A 16,903-nucleotide genomic window follows, 5' to 3' on the forward strand; every position below is an offset into this window, starting at 1 on the left:
GTGATGAGCGGCGAACAGGCGAGCACGGACCCGCTGGTACCGGACGGAGGGAGGGACGAGACGGTCGGTGCCACGTCCGGTTCCAGCACGTGTCCTGCGGTACCGGAACTCCCCGCCGGTGAGGTCTTCTCCGCGCTGGGCACCTCACGGCGCGGCCTGCCGAGGGCTCAGGCACGGGCCAGGCTGGAGAAGTACGGGTCCAACGAACTGCCGCGCGCGGGGCGCCGCGCCGTGTGGCGGCAGTTGGGGGCGCAGTTCACGGATCTCTTCGCGGTGGTGCTGATCGTCGCTTCGGGGATCACCTTCGTGGCATACGCGCTGGAGGAACCGCGTGACATCGGCACCTTCCAGCTTGCGGTGGCGATCCTGGGCGTCGTGGTCCTGAACGCCGCCATCGGCTTCGCCCAGGAGTACTCGGCCGAACGAACGGCTCAGGCCCTGGAGGCGATGGTGCCCCACACCTGCCGGGTGCTGCGCGGCGGTGAACGGCTGGAGCTGCCCGCCCGGGAGCTGGTGCCGGGCGACGTGGTGGTGCTGGAGGCCGGGGACGCGGTGTCGGCGGACTGCCGGGTGGTGGAGGCGCACGAGCTGGCCGTGAACAACGCGCCACTGACCGGGGAGAGCAACGCCGTGGGCCGCACGGCCGACCCGGTGGCCGCCGGACCTCCGTTGGAGGCCCGCAACTGCGTGTTCATGGGGACCGACGTAGTCGCCGGATCCGGGAGGGCCGTGGCCTTCGCCACCGGCGCGGCGACCGAGTTCGGGCGGATCTACCGGCTGGCCGCGGCCGCCCCGCGGCAGAAGACCCCGCTGCAGCTACAGGTCGCTTCCATGGCACGGCGGGTGGCGGGGACCGCCCTGGCGATCGGCGCCCTGATGTTCGCCGTGCGACTGCCCACCGGCGAGTCCGCGGTGACCCTGTTCGTGTTCGCACTGGGTGTGATGGTGGCGCTGGTACCGGAAGGGCTGCCCGCCACGCTGTCGGTGTCGCTGGCGATCGGCGTACGGCGGATGGCACGCCGCCACGCCCTGATCAAACAACTACTGGCAGTGGAGGCGCTCGGGTCGACCACGGTCGTGTGCACCGACAAGACCGGGACGCTCACCCAGGCGGAGATGACCGTCACACAAGTGTGGGCGGGAGGTGCGCCGCACCCGGTGAGCGGTGTGGGGTACGAGCCGAGCGGCGAGGTCGCCGACGCCTCGCCGGTGCGCGAGCTGCTGCGGGTGGCGGGCCTGTGCTGCAACGCCCGGCTTGTTCCACCTACGGGCCCTCGGGAGCACTGGCGGGTGCTCGGCGACACCACGGAGGGAGCCCTGCTCGTCGTCGCGGCCAAGGCCGGTCTGGATCTGGGCGCGGAGGAGGCGGCGGCGCCGCGGGTGACGGAGTTCCCCTTCGACTCGGACCGCAAGCTCATGACCACGGTGCACAAGACCGGCGAGGACTACCAGGCGTGCGTCAAGGGAGCGCCCGGAGAGCTGCTGGCGCGGTGCACCGACGTGGAGTGGGACGGGCGGCGTGGGCTGCTGACCGGGGCGGACCGGGCGGCGGTCGTCGCGGCGGGTGACGCGCTGGCGTCCCAGGGGTTGCGGGTGCTGGCCGTCGCGCGGCGGGCGCTGGACGGGCCCCGCCCGGCGCAGGAGGAGGCCGAGTCGGCGCTGACGCTGCTGGGGCTGGTCGGCATGCTGGACCCGCCGCGTCCGGAGGTCACCGACGCGGTCGCCGCCTGCCGCCGGGCCGGTATCCGGGTCGTCATGGTCACCGGCGACCACCCGCTGACAGGGGAGGCCGTGGCCCGCCGGGTGGGCATCGTACGGCGGCCGGATCCGGTCGTGGTGACGGGCGCCCGGCTCGACGCGATGGACGACGAGGCGCTCGACTCGCTTCTCGCCGAGCCGTCCGAGCTGCTGCTGTGCCGGGTCAGCCCGGAGCACAAGATGCGCGTGGTCACCGCCTTCCAGCGGAGAGGCGAGGTGGTGGCGGTCACCGGGGACGGCGCGAACGACGCCCCGGCGCTCAAGCACGCGGACATCGGCGTGGCGATGGGCGCGTCGGGCACCGACGTCGCCCGGGAGGCGGCCTCGATGGTGTTGCTGGACGACTCGTTCGCGTCCATCGCAGCGGCGGTGCGGCTCGGCCGGGCGGTCTACCAGAACATCCGCAAGTTCCTCGTCTACCTCTTCAGCCACAACATCGGGGAGCTGGTCCCGATCCTGGCGGCGACCTTCGCCGGATTCCCGCTGGTACCCATCAGCGCGGTGCAGATCCTGGCGATCGACCTGGGATCCGATGTGCTGCCCGCCCTGGCCCTGGGGGCGGAGCCGCCGGAGCCCGACGTGATGGAGCGCCCGCCGCGCTCCCGCCACGAGCGGCTGTTCTCAGCCGCAGTGGTGGGACGGACCCTGTTCCTCGGCGGGATCCAGGCGGCCTGCGTGAGCGCCGTCTTCTTCTGGCACGTCGGTTCCGCGGGCATCCCGTTCGACGACTTCACCGAGGACACCCTCGCCTACCAGGAGGCGATCACCATGGTCCAGGCCGGGATCGTGCTCAGCCAGTTCTTCAACGCGCTCACCGTGCGCAGCGACCGCCAGAGCATCCTGAAAGTGGGACTGCTGTCCAATCCGGCCCTGCTGGCGGCAGGCGGATTCGGTGTCGCCTTCATGGTCGGGATCAGCTATCTGCCGCCCCTGCAGGCCGTCTTCAACACCGCCCCGCTCGACGCCGCCGACTGGGCGGTCCTGGCCGGGCTCGGCACCCTGCCCCTGCTCGCGGACGAAGCCCGCAAGGCGTGGCTGCGCCGACGCGCCGCCCGCCCGAAGGGAGGCCCACGGTGAAGGTGATCGTCGTCGGCTGCGGACGGGTGGGCTCCACCCTCGCTGGTCTACTCGCTGCGGAAGGGCACGACGTGCGGGTCGTCGACCGGCGTCCCAAAGCGGCCCGGCGGCTGCCCGACAGCCCTCGTATCCGCTTCCACGAGGGCAACGGCTACAGCCGCGCGGTGCTCCAGACCGCCGGGATCGAGCACGCGGACGCGTTCGTGGCCGTCACGTCGGGCGACAACAGCAACATCGTCAGCGCACGGACGGCGAAGGAGACCTACCGGGTGCCGATCGTCCTCGCCCGCATCTACGATCCCCGGCGTGCCGACATCTACCGCGAACTCGGCATCCCCACCATCGCCAGCGTCCGCTGGACCGTGCACCAGATCCACCTGCTGCTGCTGCACCGCCACCTGAGCCCCGAACTCAGCTTCGGCAACGGAGAGACCCTGCTCATCCGCTCCGATCTGCCCGACTACCTCGTCGGTCGGCGGCTGACCGAGTTCGACGTCGACGGCGAGATCCGCGTCGTCGAGGTCACGCGCGCGGGCCGTTCCCTCATCCCCGCGCACAGCACGCAGGCGCAGGCAGGCGACCTGGTCACCTTCGCCGTCGCCGCCACCGCGCTCGGCAGGCTGCGCGGCTTTCTCGACAAGGAGCTGGGAACGTGAACGTGCTCATCGCCGGCGCGGGACGCCTCGGCACCCAGATCGCCCAGGTGCTCTCCGCGGCCCGCAACAAGGTCACGCTGATCGACAGCGACGACGACCGCGTGGCCGAACTTCAGGGCCGCATCCCGGGCGTGCTGCTGGTCGCCGGCGACGCGTGCGAACCGGCCCTCCTGGAACACGCCGGTGCGCTGACCGCCGACTTGGTCATCGCCACGACCGGTGACGACGAGGACAACCTCGTCATCAGCCTGCTCGCCAAACGGCAGTTCTCGGTGCCCCGCGTGGCCGCCCGCGTCAACGACGCCGAAAACGCCTGGCTGTTCGACGCGCGCTGGGGCGTCGACGTCGCCGTACCCGCCGCCACCCCGCTGATCTCCCTCATCGAAGAGGCCACCGGGGCCACCGACACGGTCGCCCTGCTGCGGCTCAGCAAGGCCGGCGTCGACGTCATCGAAACGGCCATCACGCCCCAGTCCAGAGCGGTGGGCCAGGCTCTGGGCGAGGTCAGACTGCCCGAAGGGACGGTTGTCGCAACGATCGTCCGTGACGGACAGCCCACCGTGCCGGATCCGGCGATCCGCCTGCGGGCCGGGGACGAGCTCCTGCTCGTTTCCCATTCCGCGACCGAACAGGAGATCCACGCGGCGTTCCAGTGAACCGCCCCGATGCCGGGCACGCCAGGCTGCCCGCCACTGTGGCGAGGCCGGGTGCCGGACCGCGCGACAGGCGTCTCAGTGGCGCTCTCCCGCTCCCCGCACCACCGCGACCGGACAGTGCGCGTGATACAGCAGGGCCTGGCTGACCGAGCCCAGAAGCAACCCGGCGAAACCACCGCGCCCCCGCGCACCGACCACCACCAGCTGAGCGGAGCGGCTCGCCTCGATCAACGCCTCCCGCGTCCCGCCGTGCACCACTCTGTGTTCCACCACAACACCCGGGTAGCGCTCCTGACGGCCGGCGAGCGCCTCGGCCAGCAACCGCTCCTCCTCCTCGGCCAGTGCTCCCGGCGGGTTCGCGTACGGCATCGACGGATCCTGCGGGGCGGGCATCGGCGCGTTCCAGGTGGTCCAGGTGTGCAGCGCCACCAACGGCGCATTCCGCAGGGCGGCCTCGGCGAAGGCAAAATCGACGGCCTTCTGTCCTGCGGCCGAGCCGTCGACGCCCAGCACGATCGGACCGTCGGCGTGCGGCTGCTCGCCGACGACCAGCACCGGACACCGGCCGTGCGCCGCCAGATGCACCGCCGTCGACCCCACCAGCAGCCCGACGAACCCGCCCATGCCCCGGGATCCGACCACCACCAGCTCCGCGGCACGCGACTGCGCCTCCAGAATGGTCAACGGCTCACCGGTCAACACGACATGACCGACCTCGACCTCCGGCGCCACCGCCCGCGCCCGCTCCACCGCCTCGGCCACCAGGCGATCGACCATGTTCTGCAACCCGCCCTCCGGCGGTCCCAGCGGCGACGGTCCCAACGGCACATGCATCGCAGGCCAGACGAACGCATGCACCACCCGCAGCCCCGCCCCGCGCAACAGCGCCTCCCGCGCGGCGACCTCCACCGCGGCAAGACTCGACGCCGAACCGTCCACGCCCACGACCACGAGACCAGTCACCATGCCTCCCTCGCACCGACGCCGTCACCTCTCACCTTCAGGTTCACCCCCGCCACGCTCCGCCGCCTCAGGAACGAGTGGCCACCGCGGGGCACCGTGTGGGGAAGGCCCGGGCGGCGCCGCGCACGCGCAGGCCGACCTCACTGCCGGGGACGTGGGGGACCGAGGCTGGGTTGAAGATCCGGGCGGAAACCGGTGTTCCGTCCGCCAGCCGCAGCGCGAGCAGGGCGTCGTGGCCCTGGAAGTCACGGCGTACGACGGTCGCGGTGATCACTGCCGCAGTACCGGCCGGGACGACCTCGATCTGCTCGGGGCGCAGCAATACCCGTCCGGGAGCGGACGGCGGACGGCCGTCCGAAGTGACGACCGGCAGGGGGCCGAGCGGTGTACGGGCCCCGTCGCCGGTCATCTCGGCGGGCAACCAGACGGCTTCGCCGACGAAGCCGGCCACCCAGGGGTCGGCGGGCGCACTGTAGACCAGGTCCGGAGGGCCGCTCTGCACGATCCGGCCGTCGTGCATGACGGCGACCTCGTCGGCGATCGACAGGGCCTCGGCCTGGTCGTGCGTGACGAGGACGGCCGTCGCGCCGTCGGCGCGCAGGGCGCCGCGTACGTCCTGGCGCACCTCGGCGCGCAGGGCGGCGTCCAGGGCGCTGAACGGCTCGTCCAGCAGGACGACAGGTGGGTGTGGGGCGAGGGCCCGGGCGACGGCGACGCGTTGCTGCTGGCCGCCGGAGAGGTGGTGCGGCATCCGGCGCTCGAATCCGGCGAGGCCCACCAGCGCCAGCACGGTCTCGACCCGTCCGGTCCGTCGGCTGTGCCGGTCGAGCCCGTAGGCGACATTGCCGCGCACCGTCAGGTGAGGGAAGAGCGCGCCCTCTTGCGGGACCACCGCGATACGCCGCCGCTCCGGCGGCACGGTGCGGCCGGGGGCGGCGATCCGGTGGCCGTCGAGCCGGATCTCCCCGGCGTCCACGGCTTCGAATCCGGCGACGCAGCGCAGCAGCGTGGTCTTGCCGCTGCCGGAGGGGCCGAGGACCGCGGTCAGCGTCCCGGAGCGGACCGTGAGGTCCACGCCCCGCAGCGCCCGCACGTCGCCGAAGGACTTGTGCACCGCGGTGACGCGCAGCTCCGCCATGTCAGCTTCCTCCTCCCTGAACCGCCTGGGTGAGGACGCCGGTACGGGCCGACAGCCACCAGGTCGGTACCGCGGCCAGCAGCACCAGCAGCGCGGCGTAGGGCGCGGCGGCCGCGTAGGCGGATACCGATGTCCGGCTCCACAGCTCGGTGGCGAGGGTGTCCATCCCGGTCGGCCGCAGCAGCAGGGTGGCGGGCAGCTCTTTCATGCAGGTGAGGAAGACCAGGACCGCGCCGGCGCCGATTCCGGGCGCGGCCAGTGGCACGGTGACCGTGCGCAGTACGTGCGATCTGCGGCGGCCGAGCGAGCGGGCCACCTCCTCCAGCGCCGGCGGGGCCTGCAGCGCGGCGCTGCCGACCGCTGCGACGGCCAGCGGGAGGAAGAGCGCCGCGTAGGCCAGGGCGAGCAGCCAGACGCTCTGGTAGAGCGGGTAGGCCACGTTGATCCCGAAGAACACCAGCGAGAGGCCGATGACCAGGCCGGGCAGCGCGTGCGAGAGGTAGGCCAGGCGGTCCAGGACGGCGGCGACGGTGCCGGGTGCGCGGGCGCCCAGCAGTCCCAGAGGCAGGGCGAGCAGCAGGGTCAGGCCCGCACCGGCGGCGGAGACGGTGAGCGAGTTACCCGCCGCCGTCGCCAGTCCGGTCAGTGAACCGGGCCGGGAGACACCCTCGCCGAACCATCGCGCGAGGCTCGCCGCAGGGACGCCGAGCGCCAGCCCCGCCATGCCGACCAGGCCGGGTACGACAAGCCACCGCAGGCGGCCCAGGCGCAGCCGCGCTGGTGGGCGGCCCGCGCCGCCGAGGCGGGCGTAGCGGGCGGCACACCGTCGGGTCAGCTGCTCGCCCGAGACGATGAGCACGGTCAGTGCGACCAGCACGGTGGCCAGCACCAGCGCAACGGTGCGGTCGAAACCGAGGCTGATGGAGGTGAAGACGGCCCTGGTGAAGACATCCGCCCGCAGGACAGAGACCGCACCGAAGTCGGAGAGCACATACAGCGCCACCAGCAGCGCCCCCGCCGCCACCGCGGGCCGGATCTGGCGCAGTGTCACCGTGATGAAGGTGCGCCACGGCCCGCTCCCCAGGGACCGGGCCACCTCCTCCTGTGCCGGGTCGGCGCTCGTCAGCGCAGCGGCGACCGGGAGGAAGACGTACGGATACGACACCAGCGTCAGGACCAGCGCGGCCGCCCAGAACCCCTCGAACCCCTCCACCGTGGAGACCCAGGCGAAGGCCGCCACATAGCTGGGCACCGCCAACGGCAGCGTGGCGAGCACCCCGAACAGCCGCCGCGCCGGCAGGTCGGTGCGCGTGACGAGGAACGCCGAGGCCACGCCGAGCGCCGTACACGCCGTGGTCACGACCCCGGCCAGCGCCAAACTCCGCGCCGCGAGTTCCCCGGTCCGCGCCCTGAACAACTCCTCGCTGATGCGGGCCCAGCCCGCGTCACCGACCCGCACCCCCAGATACGTCAGCGGGATCAGCGCCACCGCGACTGAGGCCACCGCGGCAACCGCCAGCGCCGGGCGTGGCATCAGTCGCCGTACCCGGCGGCGCACGACGGCCACCGATGCCATGGTCAGGCCAGCCCCGATTCCCTGATCATCTCGACCGTCGTCTGGAGGTCGTCGAGGTCGTTGAGGTCGATGTCCGGGGTGTTCAGCGAGGACAGCTGCGGCAGGCCCCGCGCACTGGACACACCAGCCACCAGCGGATACTCGTACGTCTCCTGGGCGAAGTAGGTCTGTGCCTGCCTGCCGAGCAGGTAGTCGACGAGGTCCCGGGCGTCGGGATCGTCGCCTGCCCCTTCCATGACGCCGACGCCGGAGACGTTGACCAGGGCGCCGATGTCCCCGTCCGGGAAGAAGTAATTCTTCGCCTTGAGCGCGTCGACGGAGGTGCCCTTCTCCTTGGCCAGCTCATACACGTAGTAGTGGTTGACCAGCCCCGTGGCGAGCCTGCCTCTGTCGACGTCGGCGACGATGGGAGCGTTGCCCTCTCTGATCTGCGCGTCGTTGGCCTTCAGACCGTCCAGGAAGTCCTGGGTCCGCTCGTCGCCGTGCTCGGCCCGCATCGCGGTGATGAACGCCTGGAACGAGCCGTTGGTCGGCGCGATGCCCACCTTTCCCTTCCACTCCGGCTCGGTCAGCTCGAACACCGACTCCGGCAGGTCGTCCTCGGCCACCTGGTCGACGTTGTAGACCATGGTGCGCGAACGGCCGGTCACCCCCACCCACTGTCCGTCCTCGTCCCGGTAGGCGGCCGGTACCTTGTCCAGCACCTCGTCCGGCAGCGCGGCGAACAGATCCTCCCCGGCCAGCGCGCCCAAAGCCCCGGCATCCTGCGCGAGGAAGACGTCCGCAGGCGTTCGGCTGCCCTCTTCCTGCAACTGCGCGGCCATGGCGGCCGTATCGCCGTAGCGCACCTCGACGGTGATGCCGCTGACCTTCTCGAAACCGTCCAGCACCGGCCTGACCAAGGGCCTGCTCCGGCCGCTGTACACCGTGATCACTTTGTCGGAAGCCTGGCCGACCGGCTGCGCTCCCTGACTCTCTCCGCCGCAGGCCGCAAGGCTCAGCGTCAGCAGACTGCCGATGGCGACCGAGGCGGCGACTCTCGGGCTGGTACGCGTGTGGTCACTCACCGGTCGTCTCCCTGAAGCCCGACCTAACTTAGGACAGGCTAACTTTACTCTATTTCGGCTTTTATGCGGACATCTCGTGGCTAGTGCCGGACAGCCCAGCGCCGCCGGACGCTGTCCTCGTGCTCGGCCTGCTCCAAGGCCAGGTCGCTCTGGTGGAGTGCCTCCCGCAGGCGGGGGATCCAGTGTCGCCGCAGAGCACGGGCCCGGTGCCGTGTGCTGATGACTTCCGCGCCCACCGACTCGGCGGCGGCGTGGGCCGCCGCGTACTCGGCGGCGGCGCGCACGGCACGGCCGTAGGCCGCCTCGGCGTGCACGAGGGCCGTGTTGGTGGGCGCGGCGGCGGTGGGCGGACGGGAGGGTACGGACGTGGAGACCGCCGCCGGATGGCGTACCCCCATGGAGGTGGTCCAGTGCACCGTGACCTCGGTGGGGCCGATGCCCGCGGCGGCCGAGTCGAGGGCCTGTTCCCCGCCCAGGAGCAGTCCGCGCAGCAGCCAGCTCTCGGCCTCGGACAGCAGGTCCCGCCAGGCGCGGGCGGCTTCCTGCTCCGCGCGCAGCAGTCGTTGGTGCTCGGAGCGAAGGATGCGCAGCTTCTGCTCCAGCAGGTCGGCTCCGCGCTCGGCGACGTCGAGGCTGTGCCGCAGCCGCAGGCGTCCCGCACGGCCGGGCGGCGTATGGCGGGCGCCGGTCATCGGGACGCCTCCGTGCCCGGGGCGTCCTTCGCCCCGTGGGCGTCGAGGAGCCGCACGGGAAGCATGGAGAGCTGGCTGCGGGGCAGGGTGAGCAGCGCCCGCCAGCCGCGTTCCAGCGAGGTGTCGAGGTCGCGCGGTTCGTCGCTGCGCTGGTCGGCGAAGTCCCGCAGGAACGCCTCCTCGAAGTCCAGGTAGTGGCGGTCGGTGGGGCTCAGCGCCGCCTGGCCGACCAGGTCCGCGAGATCGCGAATCTGGCGGGCCCGGGCCAAGGAGGCCAGCAGTTGCGCCGCGACGTCGAGGTGGTCGTCGCGGGTACGTCCGGGGCCGGCGCCCTTGCGCATCAGCCGGGAGAGGGAGGACAGGGCGTCCAGCGGCGGATACACGCCCCTGGCGTGTACTGAGGGCGAGAGCACGATCTGGCCCTCGGTGATGTACCCGGTCAGGTCCGGTACGGGGTGGGTGATGTCGCCCGCGGGCATGGTGAGCACCGGCAGCACGGTGACCGAGCCGGGACGGCCTTTGATGCGTCCGCAGCGTTCGTACAGGGAAGCCAGGTCGCTGTAGAGGTAGCCGGGGTAGGCGCGGCGGGCGGGGATCTCCCCGCGGGCTGCGGAGACCTCGCGCAGGGCTTCGGCGTACGTCGTCATGTCGGTCATCACCACGAGGACGTGCCGTCCCTCATCGAAGGCGAGGTGCTCGGCGACGGTGAGGGCGATGCGCGGGGTGAGGATCCGTTCGATCACCGGGTCGTCGGCGGTGTTCAGCAGCAGGACGAGTTCTCCGGCCGCGGACCGTTCCTCCAGGGCGTCGCGCACGAAGGAGGCGTCGGCGTGGGTCAGTCCCATGCCCGCGAAGACGACGCTGAACGCCTCACCCGCGACCGTGGCCTGGGCGGCGATCTGGGCGGCCAGTTCCAGGTGCGGCAGCCCGGCGACGGAGAACACCGGTAGCTTCTGTCCCCGTACCAGCGTGGTCAGGGCATCGACGGCCCCGACACCGGTGAGCACCGGCTCGGACGGCGGCTCGCGCCGCACCGGATTGATGGGAGCGCCCCCCACCTCGGCGTCGTGGGAGCCGAATACGGGCGGGCCGCCGTCGAGGGGCTCGCCCCGGCCGTTGCAGACCCGGCCGAGCCAATCCGTTCCTACAGGGACGCGCAGAGGGCTGCCGGAGAAGGCCGCGCGGATGCCCTCCGGGTCCATGCCCGCGGTGCCCTCCAGCACCTGGACGACCGCCAGGTCGCGGTCGGCGTCCAGGACCACCCCGTGGCGCCGTTCGCCCGACGTGAGGGTGATGCGTACGTACTCGTCCCAGCCGATCCCCGAGACGCCTGCGACGATCGCGAGTGGTCCCCGGAGTTCACGCACCGCCGTGTACTCGATCCCACTGGTCAGGCTCATGGCCGCACGTCCCCCAACCTGGCGAGCATGGCGTCTCGCCGCGCCGCCACTCCGGCGGTGTCCTGCGGGCCGGTGTCCTCGCGGGCGCGCACCAGCGGGCCGAAGTCGACCTCCTCGACGGAGGCCGCAGGGACACCGGAGTCCACCAGTTCGTGGCAGCGGTCGGCGACCGAGAGGACGGCGTCGGCCAGGGCGGCCGTCTTCGCCGGCCCGCAGTAGGCGTCCCGCTCCGACAGCGCGCTCTGCTGCAGTACGCCCTCCCGGGCCAGCCTCCCGGCCAGCACGCTGATGCGCTCCCGTGCGGGCAGGGCGGCGATGCCGATCAGGTCCACCAGGTCGGCGAGCCGGTCGGCCTCCGCCAGCACCGCTCCCACCCGGTCGCGGCGCCGGGTCCATGTCGGATCGTCGGCTGCCCGGTGTCCGGCGGCGAGGACGGGTACGTCCCGGGAGAAGGACCCCGCCCAGGAGACGGCCGGGTAGTGGCGGGCGTAGGCCAGGTCGCGGTCGAGGGTCCACAGGCAGCGGACGAAGCGTTCGGTGTGCGCGGTGACCGGTTCGGTCATGTCTCCGCCGGGCGGGGACACCGCGCCGATCACGGTCACCGATCCCCGGTCGCCGCCGAGAGTGGTCACGGCGGCGGCCCGCTCGTAGAAGGCCGCGATGGCGGAGGCAAGTCCGGCCGGGTAGCCCTCCTCGGCGGGCAGCGCGCCGGTGCGGGAGGCGAACTCGCGCAGCGCCTCGGCCCACCGAGAGGTCGAGTCGGCGATGACGACCACGTCCAAGCCCATGTCCCGGAAGTACTCGGCGACCGTCATCCCCGTGTACACGCTCGCCTCACGGGCCATCATCGGCATGTTGGAGGTGTTGGCGATCGTCACGGTGCGGTCCGCGAGGTGCCCGCCCGTGCGCGGGTCCTGGAGCTCCGACAGTTCGGTGATGACGTCGGCCATCTCGTTGCCGCGTTCCCCGCAGCCGACGTAGACGATGACGTCCGCGTCGCACCACTTGGCGATCTGCTGCAGGAGCATCGTCTTGCCGGTGCCGAAGCCGCCGGGCACCGCCACCGTGCTGCCCCGGGCCACGGGGAAGAGCAGGTCGATCACCCGCTGGCCGGTGTTCAGGGCCTTGTGGCTGTCGACGCGCTCCCGCACCGGGCGCGGCCGGCGCACCGGCCACAGGGCGCCGACGGCGACCTCGGTGCCGCCCACCACGGCCACCACCGCGTCGCGCGCATGGTCCCCGGCACTGGCGATCTCCTCGACCGCGCCCCCGCAGCCGGGCGGCACGAGGACCTTCACCGGCACCGGCCCAGCGTCCTGGATCTCCCCGAGCGCCTGTCCCTCGGCCACCTGCTCGCCCTGCGCCACCAAGGGGGAGAAGGACCAGCGGCGTTCCTCGGCCGCGGCCCGCTGCGCGCCGGGCAGCAGCCAGTCGCCCGCACCGGAAAGAGGGCGCAGCAGGCCGTCGAAGATCCCGCCGAGCAGTTCCGGACCGAGCCGCACCGACAGCGGACGACCCTGGGGCAGCGCCGTCTGCCCCGGAGCGAGGCCGCCGGTGTACTCGTACGCCTGGACGGTGACCACGTCACCGCTGATGGCCACGACCTCGCCGGGCAGCCCGGCGGGGCCGACCGAGACCAGGTCGTACATCGCGATGCCGCCCGTGTACTCCATCTCGACCAGCGGTCCTGTGACGCGCAGGATCCGGGGGGCCGACTGCCGGTCAGTCGGCCGTCGACGCGTCTCAGCGGCTTCCGTCACGGTTCCCACAGGCTCCGCACCTCCGCTCCCATACGGTCCAGCGCGCGGTCGGCCAGCGCGGTCAGCGAGAGGTCGACCCGCCTCCCCGGCACCCGGGCCACCACACCCCCGTCGGCGTGCTCGCTCACATCGGCGCCGGCACCGAGGAGGACACGGGCCCGGTGCTCCAGCCGCTCCCGCAGGGAAGCGTAGCGATCGGTCCCCCGTAGCTCCCGTACGCGTTCGGTGGCCTCGCGGCGCAGCTCGTCGTACGACTCCCGGCGGGCGGCGAGGGTGCGGGACCTGGCCTCCCGCCGGGCCCTGACGAGGAGGTCACGGGCGGCATCCGCGCCGTCGGACTCGCCCTGCCCGCGGGCCTCGTTGAGGATCGCTCGGGCCTCGGCGCGGGCCTGGTCGAGCAGGGCGGCGGCCTCCCGCTCGGTGCGGGCGAGGAGCGCTTCCGCGTCGGCGTGAGCGGCCTGCAGCAGCTCTTCCCGGACGGGCCGCAGTGCGTCCGTCGTCTGGTCGGGGGCCGGGGTCGTCATGGCGGCATCACGGCGGTCAGTGGGCGGCGGCCTCCGGGTGCCGCGGAATCCGACTCCAGCGCCTCGGCCGCGGCAGGGGTGAGGATCACCAGGTCGATGCCGTCCGGCAGGCTGCGCCAGATCCGGCGTACGGCGTCCGGGCCGTCGGCGATGAGGACGACCGCTCCGGCCAGGGCCAGACCGACCACACGGGCGCGTTCTCCGAGGGCGGCGACGCGGCCCATGGTCATGCCTTCCCGATGAGGATGACCGCGACGACCAGCCCGTAGATGGCGATGCCCTCGGCCAGGCCGACGATGACCATCGCCCGGCCGAAGAGCTCTGGCCGCTCGCTGAGCGCCGCGAGGGCTGCCGCACCGGTGTAGGCGACGGCGATGCCCGCCCCGATCGTCGCCCCGGCCACCGCGATCGCGGCGCCGATCAGGGCGGCGGATCCGGAGCCGGACTCCTGTGCCGTCGTGGTCGCGGCCTGCGCGGATCCGCCGCTGAGCGCCAGGGCCAGCACCACGGTGGCGGCCACCAGGAGCACGGCGTCGGCGGCGACCATCCACCACAGGGCCGTGCGGCCCGAGCGCCGCAGCACAAGGCGTACGGCGACGAATCCCGCGACGATGACGGGCAGGGCCAGGAACCAGGCGATCACGATTACTCCTCCCTCGCCGGGCCTCGTCGGACGGGCTCCGCTGTTGCGGGCGGCCCGGCGGCAGTGGCTGAACCCGCGATGTGCTCCACGGGCAGGTGCCAGGGCCTGAAGGCGCGGCCCTCGCCCTCGAAGAGCCGGGAGAACAGTTCGTAGAACTCCAGCCGCAGTGCCTGGACACCCGCCACCAGCGCCTCCAGTGAGAAGGCCAGGGCATTGCCGAGCAGGAAGACGAGCACCGCCGCGACGACGGCCACCGGGCCCCGGCCCGCCAGCGCCGTCGTGCCGTCCCAGACGATCGCGCCGAGCGCCGCATGGGTCAGGCCGAAGGCCGCGAGCCGCGCGAAGGACACGACGTTGGAGCCGATCCGGACCACCGCGTCGAAGAGCTGGATGCCGGTCTGTACGGCACCGCCCGGACCGCCCGCCGTGGTCGCGTACAGCCCCACCCCGGCCAGGCCCAGGCCGACGACGGCGATCACGGCCCCCACGACGCCGTACGCCGCCTGGCCGAGCCACACATACCCGGCGATGACGGCAAGACCGAGATAGAGCGCCGCCCCGGCGATGCCAGTCGTCGCGTACAGGGCCACCGCCGGTCCGCCCTCCCGCCACCGGTTCACGATCCCCGCGGCATAGGCGACGGCGAGCAGCACGGCGCCGAGCCCGACGGCGGCGGCCAGCAGCCGCATGGGCTCCTCCAACGGTTCCAGCCACAGCACCGGCAGCACCCCGGTCGGGCCGAAGAACTCGCCGTACGCCACACCGGCCACGGTGGCGGCCAGCCCGGCCCCGGCGACGAAGGGCCACAGCGGACGCAGTGCCGCGAGCCGGCGTGGCCGCCCCGCCCGGAGCAGGAGCGCGATGGCGACCAGCAGCAGCCCGTGCCCGGCGTCGCCGAACATCAGGCCGAACATCACCACGTAGACGATCCCGGCCGCCATCGTCGGGTCGAGGTCGGCGTAGGGCACGGTTCCGTACGTCGTGACCAGGGGCGTGAAGGAACGCCGCACGGTCGTCGCCGCATACCCCGGGTGCGACGTGCCCGCTCCGGTCAGCAGGGTCGGCGGGTCGACACCGCGCGGCGTCCGCAGCGGTACGAGTGCGCCCCCGGCACTGGCGATGCGCGCCGCCGTGGCGCCCACCTCCGTCTCGGGGCACCAGCCGGCCAGCGCCGCGACCGCACCGTGCCGGACCGCGCTGCCGAGCCGTTCCTCCAGTTGCGCCTCGCCCGCCAGCAGGTCCGTCCGGCCCTCGCGCTCCAGGGCGTCCAGATCGGGGGCAGCCTCGCTGAGAACGGGTTGTGCCGGCTCGGCGCGCAGCCGCTGCAGGCGCGTCGCCGCAGGCCCACGGATCTCCGGCCCGCCGTCCCCGGCCAGGTCGATCTCGACGCAGTCCGCCTCGGCGATCCGCACCAGGCTCTCCCGCAGCGCCGGCTCGGGCGCCACGATGGCCACCCTGCGCATGCGAACGGGGATCGCGGTCTCAGCCCGGAGCATCGAGCACCTCCGCGGGCCAGTCCCCGGGGCCGCCGCCCCGGGCGGCCAGTTCCAGCGCGCCGCGGGTCCGCCAGGCGTCGGCGCACAGCACGGCCGCGGCACCCACCACCGGCTGGGGACCGAAGTGGGACCGGCGCAGCAGTTCCCGGCCGTCCCGCTCGACCGCCTCCCACCACCGTGCCTCCGCCCGCCACAGGTCCGCCGCCTCGTCGATGTCCTTCAGCAGCCACTGCGCCGAGGCCGGCAGCGCCTGCCGGAAGTCGGCGTACGACCCCGCCCTCACCGCTTGCGGGCCGAGCAGGCGGGCTGCCCGGCGGGCGGAGACGTCCGGCATCCGGCGGCCGACGACGAACACCTCGCGGGCGAACAGCAGGGCGAGCCGGGCTGCCGCCCAGCGCGCCGCGTCCGGAACGGCGGTCGCGAGCCGTAGGGCGGCGGAGACCCGCATGCCGGTGGAGACCGCGGCCGGGGAGTCGCCCCCGGGGTCGCCCCAGACGGAGGCCGCCAGCGCGGAACGCAGCTCGGACGGCGTACGCGTGCGGGCGAGTCGCGTCCAGGCGATTGCCAGCGCGCCCAGGCGATAGGGCGGGGGGTGGAGGCGTGGGGTCCCCGCATGTCGCGGTTCGACTGGGGCGGGGTCGGGGGTTTCGGCCGAGAGGGAACGCAGGTGGTGTTCGGTGTTGGAGATCTCGAATCCGGCGGCCAGTGCCCGGATGGCAGCGGTGCCGGTCGCCGGTTGCCAGCCGGCGAGGACCCGCAGATGCCACAGCAGAGTCGCCGAGACCGCCCGCTGGGCCTCGGCCGGGGTGGCGCCGGGGGTGACGTCGTGCCGGTACGCGGTGGCCGCCAAGTAGCGCAAGGCGTCATCCAGCGTCGGGGACCCGGCCACGTTCCGGACGCCGTCCGTGCCCAGGCACCTGGTCCGCAGAGCCCGTGCCCGGGTCACGCCGGCCACCCATCCGGCTCCCATCAGGGATCACCCTCCCGGGGCCTTCCGCGGCCCGGAGCCGTGTGAGGTGCCGGTGCGGGTGGCGTTTCCTTCTCCGCCACGAGGTCCTCCAGCACCAGTGCGAGCACACGGTCGGCGAGTGGGGACGTCCGGGTCCGGGCACGTTCGCGTACGGCGGTTGCCTCGCGCTCGGCCGCTGCGCGCAGTGCCGCCGCCTCGCCCTCGGCGGCACGCAGCACCTGCTCGGCCGCCCGCGCCCGTACTCGACGGGCCTCCTCACGCGCCTCGGCCACGATGGCCTCGGCCTGCCGTCCGGCTTCCTGACGGCGTGACGCGGCGGCGTCGGCGGCCCGCTCACGTATGGACCGGGCTTCCACCTCCGCCTGTTCGAGCAGGGCCAGGGGTGGTGCGAGTTCCGCACGCAGTTCGGCGGAGCGGTCAGCGGGGACACCACCCGGTGCGGCTCGGCCGGGCGAGGCCGCCGGCCGGAACCGTGTCAGAAAGTCCCGGAAACCCGCCACGAACTCTCCTCCAGGTCGGTCCAAGAC

At 73.1% G+C, this 16,903-nt stretch carries 16 protein-coding genes; 3 read left to right on the forward strand and 13 right to left on the reverse strand.

Annotated features, from left to right (window positions below; all coding sequences use genetic code 11):
- Positions 1-3: 3 nt before the first annotated feature.
- The 3 genes from Q4V64_RS43230 to Q4V64_RS43240 are packed head-to-tail and all read left to right on the forward strand — an operon-like array spanning position 4 to position 4,147.
- Positions 4-2,835, forward strand: a complete 2,832-nt coding sequence (locus tag Q4V64_RS43230; RefSeq protein ID WP_253267277.1) for a cation-transporting P-type ATPase — start codon at positions 4-6, stop codon at positions 2,833-2,835.
- On the forward strand, positions 2,832-3,491 hold the full coding sequence (locus Q4V64_RS43235; protein WP_124443567.1) for a TrkA family potassium uptake protein: 660 nt from the start codon (positions 2,832-2,834) through the stop codon (positions 3,489-3,491). Before Q4V64_RS43230 ends, Q4V64_RS43235 begins: the two co-directional genes overlap by 4 nt.
- The gene (locus Q4V64_RS43240; RefSeq protein ID WP_124443566.1) at positions 3,488-4,147 is read left to right on the forward strand and encodes a TrkA family potassium uptake protein; all 660 of its coding nucleotides are present in this window, start codon (positions 3,488-3,490) and stop codon (positions 4,145-4,147) included. The genes Q4V64_RS43235 and Q4V64_RS43240 overlap by 4 nt, the downstream gene beginning before the upstream one ends.
- 75 nt (positions 4,148-4,222) lie before the next feature.
- Here the strand turns inward: Q4V64_RS43240 and Q4V64_RS43245 are convergent, their stop codons facing one another.
- The 13 genes from Q4V64_RS43245 to Q4V64_RS43305 form a co-directional block, all read right to left on the reverse strand.
- Positions 4,223-5,110 carry a universal stress protein gene (locus Q4V64_RS43245; RefSeq protein WP_124443636.1) on the reverse strand — a complete coding sequence of 296 codons (888 nt, stop codon included), beginning with the start codon at positions 5,108-5,110 and terminating at the stop codon, positions 4,223-4,225.
- A 67-nt stretch (positions 5,111-5,177) separates the two neighbouring features.
- Positions 5,178-6,248 carry an ABC transporter ATP-binding protein gene (locus tag Q4V64_RS43250; RefSeq protein ID WP_124443565.1) on the reverse strand — a complete coding sequence of 357 codons (1,071 nt, stop codon included), beginning with the start codon at positions 6,246-6,248 and terminating at the stop codon, positions 5,178-5,180.
- Position 6,249: 1 nt separating this feature from the next.
- Positions 6,250-7,815: an iron ABC transporter permease gene (locus tag Q4V64_RS43255; protein ID WP_253267276.1), complete on the reverse strand. Its 1,566-nt coding sequence runs from the start codon at positions 7,813-7,815 to the stop codon at positions 6,250-6,252.
- An 11-nt stretch (positions 7,816-7,826) separates the two neighbouring features.
- The gene (locus Q4V64_RS43260; RefSeq protein WP_124443563.1) at positions 7,827-8,891 is read right to left on the reverse strand and encodes an iron ABC transporter substrate-binding protein; all 1,065 of its coding nucleotides are present in this window, start codon (positions 8,889-8,891) and stop codon (positions 7,827-7,829) included.
- Between the two features lie 80 nt (positions 8,892-8,971).
- A complete protein-coding gene (locus tag Q4V64_RS43265; protein WP_172629467.1) occupies positions 8,972-9,583 on the reverse strand; it encodes a V-type ATP synthase subunit D in 612 nt (203 codons plus the stop codon).
- Positions 9,580-10,983, reverse strand: a complete 1,404-nt coding sequence (locus tag Q4V64_RS43270) for a V-type ATP synthase subunit B (RefSeq protein WP_124443562.1) — start codon at positions 10,981-10,983, stop codon at positions 9,580-9,582. Before Q4V64_RS43270 ends, Q4V64_RS43265 begins: the two co-directional genes overlap by 4 nt.
- Positions 10,980-12,743, reverse strand: coding sequence for a V-type ATP synthase subunit A (locus Q4V64_RS43275; RefSeq protein ID WP_253267275.1), 1,764 nt, complete (start codon positions 12,741-12,743; stop codon positions 10,980-10,982). The genes Q4V64_RS43270 and Q4V64_RS43275 overlap by 4 nt, the downstream gene beginning before the upstream one ends.
- Positions 12,740-13,267, reverse strand: a complete 528-nt coding sequence (locus Q4V64_RS43280; RefSeq protein WP_124443560.1) for a hypothetical protein — start codon at positions 13,265-13,267, stop codon at positions 12,740-12,742. Before Q4V64_RS43280 ends, Q4V64_RS43275 begins: the two co-directional genes overlap by 4 nt.
- The gene (locus Q4V64_RS43285; RefSeq protein ID WP_124443559.1) at positions 13,264-13,497 is read right to left on the reverse strand and encodes a hypothetical protein; all 234 of its coding nucleotides are present in this window, start codon (positions 13,495-13,497) and stop codon (positions 13,264-13,266) included. The genes Q4V64_RS43280 and Q4V64_RS43285 overlap by 4 nt, the downstream gene beginning before the upstream one ends.
- On the reverse strand, positions 13,494-13,910 hold the full coding sequence (locus Q4V64_RS43290; RefSeq protein ID WP_124443558.1) for an ATP synthase subunit C: 417 nt from the start codon (positions 13,908-13,910) through the stop codon (positions 13,494-13,496). Before Q4V64_RS43290 ends, Q4V64_RS43285 begins: the two co-directional genes overlap by 4 nt.
- Before the next feature lie 2 nt (positions 13,911-13,912).
- On the reverse strand, positions 13,913-15,373 hold the full coding sequence (locus Q4V64_RS43295) for a V-type ATPase 116kDa subunit family protein (protein ID WP_253267274.1): 1,461 nt from the start codon (positions 15,371-15,373) through the stop codon (positions 13,913-13,915).
- Between the two features lie 19 nt (positions 15,374-15,392).
- Positions 15,393-16,376: a V-type ATPase subunit gene (locus Q4V64_RS43300; protein WP_124443557.1), complete on the reverse strand. Its 984-nt coding sequence runs from the start codon at positions 16,374-16,376 to the stop codon at positions 15,393-15,395.
- Positions 16,376-16,876 carry a hypothetical protein gene (locus Q4V64_RS43305; RefSeq protein WP_124443556.1) on the reverse strand — a complete coding sequence of 167 codons (501 nt, stop codon included), beginning with the start codon at positions 16,874-16,876 and terminating at the stop codon, positions 16,376-16,378. Before Q4V64_RS43305 ends, Q4V64_RS43300 begins: the two co-directional genes overlap by 1 nt.
- Positions 16,877-16,903 lie beyond the last annotated feature (27 nt).

The organism is Streptomyces sp. NL15-2K (assembly GCF_030551255.1).
In the GTDB taxonomy this organism is placed as follows: domain Bacteria; phylum Actinomycetota; class Actinomycetes; order Streptomycetales; family Streptomycetaceae; genus Streptomyces.